We start from the raw sequence: 8,781 nt of genomic DNA, 5'->3' as shown, positions 1-8,781 counted from the left end.
CAGGTAGGTGCCGAACCCAAGCATACCGAGGATCAGCGCGGCCATCGTCCAGTGGAGTGTTCGGCTGATCCAGCCAAAACTGTCGATCTCGTTGCGGGCGGGCAAGGTCAGCCTGCCTGACGAATATTCGCCGTGATCTGCAGGCGGACCTGATCGCCAGCGAGGGTCGACCAGCCATTGGCGCCGAACTCTGACCGGTTCAGTGCGCCGGTCAGCAGGATCGTGAGCTGCGACAGGTCATTGGGATCTGTCCCGGCCTGCCGATAAATGCGGGCGTCAAAGGTCATTGGTCGGGTCACGCCGCGAACGGTGATCATCCCATCAATCGCCGCACCGCTGTCGGTCTTGCGCACCGCCGTGCTGACGAAATGAATTTGCGGGAATTTCTTGGCGTCGAGAACTTTCGGACCTTTCATCGCCTGACTTGCGAAAGGAAAACCGGCCTCTGCTTCGGTCACATCGACATCGACATTGACCTTTGAATTGGCAACGGCCTGAAAATCGATCTGAAGATCGGCCCGGGCCACCGGCATGTTCCCCCTGATCTCGTCTTCGCCAAAATCCCAAGCGAAGGCGACTGTCGACGCATCGGCCTGCAGAGCGTAGCTGCGCGGCACTGCGAGTGCGGGCAGCGCCGTGAAAACGAGCAGCAGTACGAATGAGGCCAGTCCCTGTCGCATCGGGTTTCCTTTTGCGCATTCTTGTCTGAAGATAGCGCGGTCCGAAGTCTTGTCCTGTCATTTTGTCGTGACCGGAATCGCAAGGCCCCGGTTGCACCGCCTCTTTCAATTCGATTTGAGACAGGAGTCTTCGGACCTATGCTGAGGGTCATGCGCGGGATCGGTCTTTTCATTGGCAGTCATTGGCGCGGCGAATTGCCTTTCTGGGTCTCGCTGGCGGGCGTATTGCTTGGCCTTCATGCCGCGATCGCCCTGCTTTTGCATGGCCTTCGTGGGGACGGGGGCGTGGTCGTGGCGACGGCGGTTGTCCTGCAGGTCGTGATTTTGATCTGGCAATGCGTCGGCATGTTTCGGGCAGCCGACAAGAGCTTTCAGGGTTTTGGCGGAGCACAGTTCGCAGCGCTGTCCTATGTTGCAATTCTGCTTGTCGCTGCATCGACGGTCTACCAGATTGCCGGGCTTCTGGCGTCTGGACCGGTTGCGCGCCTGACACCGGTCAGCGAACCCCAGTCGCTTATCGTCACCGCAGACAGCATCGAGATCGAGGGCGAGATTACATTGCGCCAATTTTCCGAGCTCGAACGGTTGCTGTCAGGCACCACCGCTGCAAGGCGGCTTGTACTGAACAGCGAAGGCGGCAGTATTGCCGCCGCGCGGGGCATCGCGCGGCTGGCGCAGAACGCCGGGTTCGAAACCTTGGTTGACGGCCGGTGCTTTTCGGCCTGTACACTTGTTCTCATGGCGGGGAACCCACGGACCATGACACCGGGTAGCCGGATAGGGTTTCACCGGTACCGCACCGGGGCCATCGAGCGCGGCGGACATCAGCTTTACGGTGATATCGCAGAGGAACAGGCGAAGGACCGCAGCTATCTGCAGGCTCGCGGCCTTTCGGACGACTTTCTGGACCGAATCTACGACGCGGCCCCCGAAGAGATGTGGCAACCGTCAGAGGCAGAACTGCGGCAGGCCGGCGTGCTGACAGGCGGTTGACGTTTCGGCAGCAGAGATTTCCAAGGATGACAAGGAGATCCAACCGGTTATGATCGAATGATCAAACGGGAGGACCTCAACTTATGAAGAAAATCGCACTTGCCGCCATGCTGACCTTGTCGCCGCTGATGGCGTTGGCCGAAGGAAAGACCCATCACGTCGCTATTCACGTTGATGAGGATGACCCACAAGTGATGAACATGGCGCTGAACAATGCGCAGAACGTGGCGAATTACTACGCATCGCAAGGCGATGAGGTCGTGATCGAGATGGTGGCTTACGGTCCGGGGCTGAACATGTTCGTCGAAGGCAAGAGCCCGGTGGCGGATCGTGTCTCGGCAATGTCGCTGGAGATGGACAACTTGTCCTTCGCGGCCTGCGGCAACACGCTCAAAGGCATGGAAGCCAAGTCCGGGCAGCCCGTGCCGCTGATGTCGGAAGCGGTCGTCGTGCCTTCGGGTGTGGTCCGGCTGATCGAGTTGCAGGAAGAAGGATACGCTTACGTCCGGCCCTGAGGGTTTGCCTCTGGCCGATCGCGCGATATGTCTGCCCCGAACACGAAAGGGACAGACATGCGCATGAAGAAACTCGGCCGGACGGATTTGGACGTATCAGAGCTTTGCCTCGGGTCGATGACATGGGGCAGCCAGAACACCATGGACGAGGGTCATGCACAGATCGACATGGCGCTCGATCATGGTGTGAACTTCATCGACACGGCGGAAATGTATCCGGTCAACCCGGTGTTGGTCGAAACCATCGGCAAGACCGAGGAGGTCATCGGAGAATGGTTCGCGCGCACCGGGCGGCGCGATGAGGTGATCCTTGCGACCAAGATCAGCGGCGCCGGGCAGCGCATGGTGCGCGACGGCGCGCCGATTTCGGCGAAGACTATCAGGGAGGCGGTCGAATCCTCTTTGCGGCGGCTTCAGACCGATGTGATCGACCTTTATCAGCTGCATTGGCCGAACCGGGGATCGTATCATTTTCGGCAGAACTGGGCCTTTAATCCCAGCGCCCAGCCGCGTGGAGCGACACTTGATAACATGCTGGACGTGCTGGAGGAAATGCAGCGGCAGGTCGATGCCGGGCGGATCCGGCATGTGGGCCTGTCGAACGAAAGCGCCTGGGGCACCGCGCAGTGGTTGCGGATTGCGGAAGAACACGGCCTGCCGCGGGTCGCGTCGATCCAGAACGAGTATTCGCTGCTCTGCCGGATCTTCGATCTGGACCTTGCAGAGCTTTGCCACCACGAGGATGTTGGCCTGCTGGCATTTTCGCCACTCGCCTGTGGGCTTCTTTCCGGAAAATACGGGCCAGACCGCATCCCCGAGGGCAGCCGCCGGTCCGTCGCACCCGAACTTGGTGGCCGGGTTTCGCCGCGCGTCTGGCCCGCGATCGATGCCTATCTGGCAATCGCCCGCAAACATGGGCTTGACCCGGTGCAGATGGCGCTGGCCTGGTGCCGGACACGACCCTTCATGGGGTCGGTGATTTTTGGCGCGACATCCCTGAAGCAGCTTGAAACCGCGCTGGGCGCGGCGGAACTCGATCTGTCCGACGAGGTGCTGAAAGAGATACGGGTGGCGCACAAGGCGCATCCCATGCCTTATTGAGTGGCGCAGCGGCACTGTATCTTGGGCCTTGAACTCTGGCCCGCAGGTTGTGCAGATAGTATGAGGCAATCAGGTGAGTTGTATGAGACCGGTTCTGATCATTCTGGCGTCCCTGGCGTTGGCAAGCTGCAAGGGCGAGGAGCAGAAGCTCGACTCTGGTCTGGCCGGATATGACCCGCATCTGGTCGATACCGCGCGTGCGGCCTGCCTGAAAAAGGATGGGCGTTTCGGCGCGGGAAGTGCGTCTGGAACCTTCGTATGTTACGAAAATACGCGCGACGCCAACAAGAGTTGCAGCAAGTCGAGCGATTGCGAAGGGCTCTGCCTGGCACGGTCGCAAAGCTGTTCTCCCATCAAGCCGCTTCCCGGCTGCAACGAGGTGCTGACCGACAACGGAACAATCGCCACGGTTTGCATCGAGTGACCCGAGGTCGGCGGCGCGGTCCCGTGCAAAGCCTATTCCCCAAAGGCAAATTTTGATATATTCGCATTTGTGTGAGCGCGGCATAGGCGCGCTGCATCTTTGGGGAAATGATTGATTGAACGATCCCGCTACTGGGTAGAGTGGCCCACGCTGTCCTTGATTGCGCTAAGCTATTGCGCATGGGCGGCGGGCACCACTTTCCTGTCATCGGTCTGGCTGCCGCTGGGTATTGTCCTGACTGCGTTGGCGATAGCGCTGCATTCGTCTTTGCAACATGAGGTGATCCACGGCCACCCGGTGGCCAACCGGATGCTGGCGCAGGCGCTGGTGTTTCCCGCGATCATCCTCGTCATTCCCTATCTGCGGTTCCGCGACACCCATCTGGCGCATCATCACGATGCGCTGCTGACCGACCCCTATGACGACCCTGAATCGAACTATCTTGACCCGACAGTCTGGGAGCGGCTTCCGTGGGTGGTGCAGGTTCTGCTGAATTTCAACAATACGCTGATCGGGCGACTGCTGATCGGACCTGCAGTGTCGCAAACTGCCTTCATGCTGGGGGACTGGCGCAAGGCGCGGGCGGGCGATGGCTCTGTCGTGCTCGGCTGGCTTTGGCATGTCCCGGCGTTGATCCCCGTCGTTCTGTGGCTGGTGTTCGTATCGCAGATGCCGTTCTGGGCCTACGCACTTTCGGCCTACGCCGCGATTTCGATCCTGAAAATCCGCACTTTCCTTGAACATCAGGCGCATGAGCGCGCCCGCGGGCGGACAGTGATCATCGAGGATCGGGGGTTGCTGGCCTTCCTGTTCCTGAACAACAACCTGCATGTCGTGCATCACATGCACCCCAGATTGCCTTGGTACCGGTTGCCTAAAACCTATTTCGCCAACCGAGACCGCTATCTCGCCCGCAACAACGGCTATCGCTACAAATCCTACGCCGAGGTGTTCCGGCGCTACCTGTTCAAGGCCAAGGACCCGGTGCCGCATCCGATCTGGCGGCGCTGAGCCTGACGTGCGATTGATCCGGGCATGGATGCCTGGATTCCCATAACGATTGCTGCCGCCGCCGCGCAGACGCTGCGGTTCATGCTTCAAAAACATCTGAAATCGACTGCGCTGACGACGACGGGGGCAACCTTTGCCCGGTTCGTCTATTCCGCGCCGTTGGTGGCGCTTCTGGTTCTGCTTTATGCGCAGGTCAGTTCGCAATCGCTTCCGGTGATGCCGGGCGCATTCTGGGCCTATGCACTGATCGGCGGGTTGACCCAGATACTGGCGACGATGTGCGTCGTGGCGCTTTTTGCGGAACGAAATTTTGCCGTTGGGATCACGTTCAAGAAAACCGAAGTCATCCAGACTGCGATCGTCAGCTATCTGGTGCTGGGCGAGGGCGTGTCTCGGGCCGGTTTGCTGGCGGTGGTCTTGGGGTTTGTCGGCGTTGTGATCCTGTCGGACGCTCCGGGCGGCGTGGGGCGGATATGGACGCGGTTGATGAACCGGGCCGCAGGGCTGGGGCTGCTGTCGGGGGTGTTCTTCGCGATCTCGGCAGTGGGCTACCGTGGAGCCTCGACCTCTCTGGCCTCTGGCGACGTGGCGTTACGGGCGGGGTTTACGCTGGCTGTTGTGACCGCCAGCCAGACGCTGGCCATGTTGACCTGGCTCGTCTGGCGGGACCGGGCGCAGATCATTGCCGTCGCACGGGCCTGGCGGATCGCGGGTCTGGTCGGACTGGCCAGCATGGTTGGCAGCTTTTGCTGGTTCGCGGCCTTCACCCTGAAAAACGCGGCCTATGTGAATACGCTCGGGCAGGTGGAGCTAATCTTCAGCATCGCAGCATCAGTGCTGTTCTTTCGCGAAAGGATCAGTGGGCGAGAGCTTTTGGGCATGACGATCCTGATGGCCAGCATCCTGCTCTTGGTGCTTTTCATCTGAGCGGACTTGCCCCGCCGAGGCGTTCGAAGAGGCTTTGTTCATCGGAATTGTTGAAGAACGGCACCGAGGGCGGTGGCCCGATATGGGGCAGGGCAGCCGCGACTTCGGCCAGCACGACCTCTGTGATGAAGGGCAGGTTAAAGCTGCGCGCCTCAGTCAGCGGGATCCATTGCAGATGCGTCAACTCATCTGTCGCGGCGCTGAAATCGTCCGGATCATTCGCAAGATGCGCGGCGTCCGCAAGGAAAAAACGGGCATCGAACCTGCGCGGCCGGCCCGGTGGGGTGATGGCGCGAAACACGTAGTGCAGAGCATCGGCGCGGGGCAGGTGGCCGGTGTCCGCGAAACTTTTCCAGTCGTCAGGCGGAGGGCTGGCCCATGCGCCTGCTGTCCCGAGGATCAGGCCGGCTTCTTCCCAGAGTTCGCGGACAGCCGCCGCGGCCAGAGCCGTTGCCAGGTTCTGTGCCGCGCCAATCCTGAGCCGCTCTTCGCAGGTCATCGCCATCGGGGCAGCAAGGGGAACGCGACCGTCGTCGGGATCGACCGCGCCACCCGGAAACACGAATTTGTTGGGCATGAAGGCAGCCTTGGCGCCGCGCTGGCCCATCAGGATTCTTGGCTGTGTCGCGGCGTCACGGACAAGGATGATTGTCGCGGCGTCGCGGATGGGCGTCATCGTCATATGCTTTCCTTCGCTGGCCGGGAACGGCCATCAGGCAAAGCCGTGCATCCGCCTTGCCCACTGAAAGGCCACCATCAGCCCCTTCAGCCTTGGCAAGAGATACAGTGACAGCGCGACGCAGCCAATCGCGAATCCGGTGAAAAGCACCATCGGTTCGGGGCGAAAGGCGGTGAAGACGAACAGGATCGAGGGGGCCATGATATGGCCGACGATCAGGATCGTCAGATAGGCCGGGCCATCATCCGCCCGGTGGTGGTACATCTCTTCACCGCAGACCGCACATTCGTCGCGGACCTGCAGATAGCCCTTGAGCATCGGACCCGAGCCGCAGTTCGGGCAGCGGCGGCGCCAGCCGCGCAAGAGAGCGGGGCGAAGCGCGCGGTCTTCAGAGGGGATCATCTGGTCGGTCATCATGGCGTCTATGGCACTTTCGGAAAGGAACCCCAAGTGTAAGCATCGCGATGCCGAAATGAACGAGGCGAAATGTCCTTGCGTCGGGATGTCGCAAAGCCGGTCGGCGAAAAAGTTTGCTCTCAGACGACGGAAATCGGATCGGGCCGCGTTTTACCTTCAGAATGCAGGGCCGGTTGTGGCCTTGCGTCGCGCAGAAGCCAGGAATGGAGATGAAAATGAACGCGAAGAAGATCGTATTGGGAAGTCTTGCTGTGGCCGCTTTGGGTGCCCTTACGCTTGGCGCCGTGAATGCTGACAGCCGCGGCGCCGGTCCGATGGGCGGACCCATGGGGGGGATGGCAGAGCGCCCGAGTTTTGAAGAACTCGATACCGACGGCGACGGCAACATCACGATTGCCGAGATGCGCGCCCGTGCAGCCGCACGCTTTGGCGAAGCCGATACAAATGGCGACGGCAAACTGACATCGGAAGAACTGGTCGCGGCTGCCGCTGCGCAAGCCGCAGAGCGTGCAGCCACCGCAATGGCGCGGATGATTCAATGGCGCGATGTTGATGGTGACGGAATGCTGAGTCTTGGCGAGATGGCCGGCGATGCCGGGCCGATGATATTCATGCGGCTCGACGGCAATGACGACGGGATGATCTCGGCCGAGGAATTCTCGTCGATGCAGGACCGGATGCAGGACCGGATGCAGGGCCGGATGCAGGGCCAGATGCAAGGGCAAGGCCGGATGCAGGGACAGATGCACGGTGATGGCCAGATGCAGGGCCGGATGGGTGACGGCGATTGCCACGGCGGTGGCGACCGTGACGGACACGGCATGCAGGGCAGCGGCCACGGCTGGTTCGGCAACCGCGGCTAGGAAGGATGCGGGCGGCGGCGTGCAGCCGCCCGCGCCGATTGCCCGGGGTCAGGAAACCGGATACCAGACTGAACGATGACGATGCCGTTCGAGGCCCGTACCGAAATATCCGACGAGGCCCTGCTGGTTGCTTTCGGCAACGGCGATCGCCGGGCTGCGCAAGATCTCACGCGGCGGATGGTTCCGATGGTCCTGCGTTATGCCTCGCGGATGCTGGGCGATGGCGCCGAGGCCGAGGATGTGGCGCAGGAGGCAATGCTACGGCTTTGGAGAATTGCGCCGGAATGGCGTCAGGGCGAAGCCAAGGTTACAACATGGCTTTACCGCGTGGTCACAAATCTTTGCACCGACAGGTTGCGGCGAAGGCGATGGGTGGATCTGGACGGCATCCCCGAGCCCCCGGACGGCGCGGCGAGCGTGCAGGCGGGGCTGGAAGAGGCCGAACGGCAGACTGCCCTGAACGACGCCCTTCAGGCCTTGCCGGAACGCCAGCGACAAGCGGTGGTTCTGCGCCATATCGAAGGGATGGCAAACCCTGAGATCGCGAACGTGATGGAGATTGGGGTTGAAGCGGTCGAAAGTCTGACCGCAAGGGGAAAACGGGCGTTGGCCGCCATTTTGTCGGCGCGGCGCGAGGAGTTGGGATATGACGAGAATTGACAGATCAGAGCAAGAGCTCGAAGAGCTTCTGCAATCAGCGGCCAAGGCCGGACCTGACCCATCCGATGCGCTTCTGGCACGGGTGATGGCGGATGCCGACGCGGTTCTGGCAGAGCGGTCGGCAGACTCTGCCATGCCCGTGGGATCGGTCCCGACATCTGCTTCGGGCGGCTGGCTGAACCGTTTGCTTGGTGGGCTTGGCGGCTGGCCGGCGGTTGCCGGGCTGGCGACTGCGACGATCGCCGGGGTCTGGATCGGATACGCGCAACCGGCTTCTCTCGGTGGGGTTGCGGGCGGCCTTCTTGCGGGGGAGACTGCCTATGACTTGGGAGACCTGTTGCCTGACTACGATTCCGTTCTGGCTGGGGGATAAACGATGGCAGACAAGGCGGAAATATCCAAGAAAAACGGGATGCCATGGGGCAGGATCGTTCTTTTCGCATCGCTGGCGCTGAACCTGCTTGTGGCAGGTCTGGTCGGCGGGGCGATCCTGCGGCACGACCGCTATGGC

General features: G+C 61.3%; 12 protein-coding genes. 9 read left to right on the top strand and 3 right to left on the bottom strand.

The window, feature by feature from the left end:
* Nucleotides 1-107: 107 nt before the first annotated feature.
* Nucleotides 108-680 (bottom strand): YceI family protein, encoded by a 573-nt coding sequence (locus WBB85_RS07760; protein ID WP_432638049.1) that lies wholly within the window; start codon nucleotides 678-680, stop codon nucleotides 108-110.
* Nucleotides 681-818: 138 nt separating this feature from the next.
* Between WBB85_RS07760 and WBB85_RS07755 the strand changes: the two genes are divergently transcribed.
* The 6 genes from WBB85_RS07755 (at nucleotide 819) to WBB85_RS07730 (ending at nucleotide 5,651) form a co-directional block, all read left to right on the top strand.
* Nucleotides 819-1,673, top strand: a complete 855-nt coding sequence (locus WBB85_RS07755) for an ATP-dependent Clp protease proteolytic subunit (RefSeq protein WP_432638048.1) — start codon at nucleotides 819-821, stop codon at nucleotides 1,671-1,673.
* Nucleotides 1,674-1,756: 83 nt separating this feature from the next.
* Nucleotides 1,757-2,188 (top strand): hypothetical protein, encoded by a 432-nt coding sequence (locus WBB85_RS07750; RefSeq protein ID WP_432638047.1) that lies wholly within the window; start codon nucleotides 1,757-1,759, stop codon nucleotides 2,186-2,188.
* A gap of 57 nt (nucleotides 2,189-2,245) precedes the next feature.
* On the top strand, nucleotides 2,246-3,289 hold the full coding sequence (locus tag WBB85_RS07745; protein ID WP_432638046.1) for an aldo/keto reductase: 1,044 nt from the start codon (nucleotides 2,246-2,248) through the stop codon (nucleotides 3,287-3,289).
* A gap of 82 nt (nucleotides 3,290-3,371) precedes the next feature.
* Nucleotides 3,372-3,713: a hypothetical protein gene (locus WBB85_RS07740; protein WP_432638045.1), complete on the top strand. Its 342-nt coding sequence runs from the start codon at nucleotides 3,372-3,374 to the stop codon at nucleotides 3,711-3,713.
* 114 nt (nucleotides 3,714-3,827) lie between these two features.
* Nucleotides 3,828-4,724 (top strand): fatty acid desaturase, encoded by an 897-nt coding sequence (locus WBB85_RS07735; RefSeq protein WP_432638050.1) that lies wholly within the window; start codon nucleotides 3,828-3,830, stop codon nucleotides 4,722-4,724.
* 24 nt (nucleotides 4,725-4,748) lie between these two features.
* Complete coding sequence (locus WBB85_RS07730) at nucleotides 4,749-5,651, top strand: DMT family transporter (protein ID WP_432638044.1); 903 nt, start codon at nucleotides 4,749-4,751, stop codon at nucleotides 5,649-5,651.
* Here the strand turns inward: WBB85_RS07730 and WBB85_RS07725 are convergent.
* Both WBB85_RS07725 and WBB85_RS07720 read right to left on the bottom strand, forming a co-directional pair.
* Entirely contained in the window at nucleotides 5,644-6,333 is a 690-nt protein-coding gene (locus tag WBB85_RS07725; RefSeq protein WP_432638043.1) for an NUDIX hydrolase, read from the bottom strand. The two genes, WBB85_RS07730 and WBB85_RS07725, sit on opposite strands and share 8 nt — an antisense overlap.
* A gap of 30 nt (nucleotides 6,334-6,363) precedes the next feature.
* Entirely contained in the window at nucleotides 6,364-6,744 is a 381-nt protein-coding gene (locus tag WBB85_RS07720; protein ID WP_432638042.1) for a DUF983 domain-containing protein, read from the bottom strand.
* A gap of 218 nt (nucleotides 6,745-6,962) precedes the next feature.
* Between WBB85_RS07720 and WBB85_RS07715 the strand changes: the two genes are divergently transcribed.
* From WBB85_RS07715 to WBB85_RS07705, 3 genes are all read left to right on the top strand, one after another.
* The gene (locus tag WBB85_RS07715) at nucleotides 6,963-7,610 is read left to right on the top strand and encodes an EF-hand domain-containing protein (protein WP_432638041.1); all 648 of its coding nucleotides are present in this window, start codon (nucleotides 6,963-6,965) and stop codon (nucleotides 7,608-7,610) included.
* 75 nt (nucleotides 7,611-7,685) lie between these two features.
* Entirely contained in the window at nucleotides 7,686-8,270 is a 585-nt protein-coding gene (locus WBB85_RS07710; protein WP_432638040.1) for an RNA polymerase sigma factor, read from the top strand.
* On the top strand, nucleotides 8,257-8,643 hold the full coding sequence (locus WBB85_RS07705; protein WP_432638039.1) for a dihydroorotate dehydrogenase: 387 nt from the start codon (nucleotides 8,257-8,259) through the stop codon (nucleotides 8,641-8,643). Before WBB85_RS07710 ends, WBB85_RS07705 begins: the two co-directional genes overlap by 14 nt.
* Nucleotides 8,644-8,781: the final 138 nt, after the last annotated feature.

Origin of the sequence: Albidovulum sp., from assembly GCF_049646345.1 — a bacterium.
Taxonomy (GTDB): domain Bacteria; phylum Pseudomonadota; class Alphaproteobacteria; order Rhodobacterales; family Rhodobacteraceae; genus Albidovulum.
Note: the sequence above shows the minus strand (reverse complement) of the source record. Positions and strands in the feature narration are given on the sequence as shown.

Excerpts from the sequence above, each read along its gene's own strand:
- WBB85_RS07750 (WP_432638047.1), top strand. The coding sequence starts at position 1,757 with ATGAAGAAAATCGCACTTGCCGCCATGCTGACCTTGTCGCCGCTGATG.
- WBB85_RS07715 (WP_432638041.1), top strand. The coding sequence starts at position 6,963 with ATGAACGCGAAGAAGATCGTATTGGGAAGTCTTGCTGTGGCCGCTTTG.
- WBB85_RS07730 (WP_432638044.1), top strand. The coding sequence starts at position 4,749 with ATGGATGCCTGGATTCCCATAACGATTGCTGCCGCCGCCGCGCAGACG.
- WBB85_RS07755 (WP_432638048.1), top strand. The coding sequence starts at position 819 with ATGCTGAGGGTCATGCGCGGGATCGGTCTTTTCATTGGCAGTCATTGG.
- WBB85_RS07720 (WP_432638042.1), bottom strand. The coding sequence starts at position 6,744 with ATGACCGACCAGATGATCCCCTCTGAAGACCGCGCGCTTCGCCCCGCT.
- WBB85_RS07710 (WP_432638040.1), top strand. The coding sequence starts at position 7,686 with ATGACGATGCCGTTCGAGGCCCGTACCGAAATATCCGACGAGGCCCTG.
- WBB85_RS07745 (WP_432638046.1), top strand. The coding sequence starts at position 2,246 with ATGCGCATGAAGAAACTCGGCCGGACGGATTTGGACGTATCAGAGCTT.
- WBB85_RS07760 (WP_432638049.1), bottom strand. The coding sequence starts at position 680 with ATGCGACAGGGACTGGCCTCATTCGTACTGCTGCTCGTTTTCACGGCG.
- WBB85_RS07705 (WP_432638039.1), top strand. The coding sequence starts at position 8,257 with ATGACGAGAATTGACAGATCAGAGCAAGAGCTCGAAGAGCTTCTGCAA.
- WBB85_RS07725 (WP_432638043.1), bottom strand. The coding sequence starts at position 6,333 with ATGACGATGACGCCCATCCGCGACGCCGCGACAATCATCCTTGTCCGT.
- WBB85_RS07740 (WP_432638045.1), top strand. The coding sequence starts at position 3,372 with ATGAGACCGGTTCTGATCATTCTGGCGTCCCTGGCGTTGGCAAGCTGC.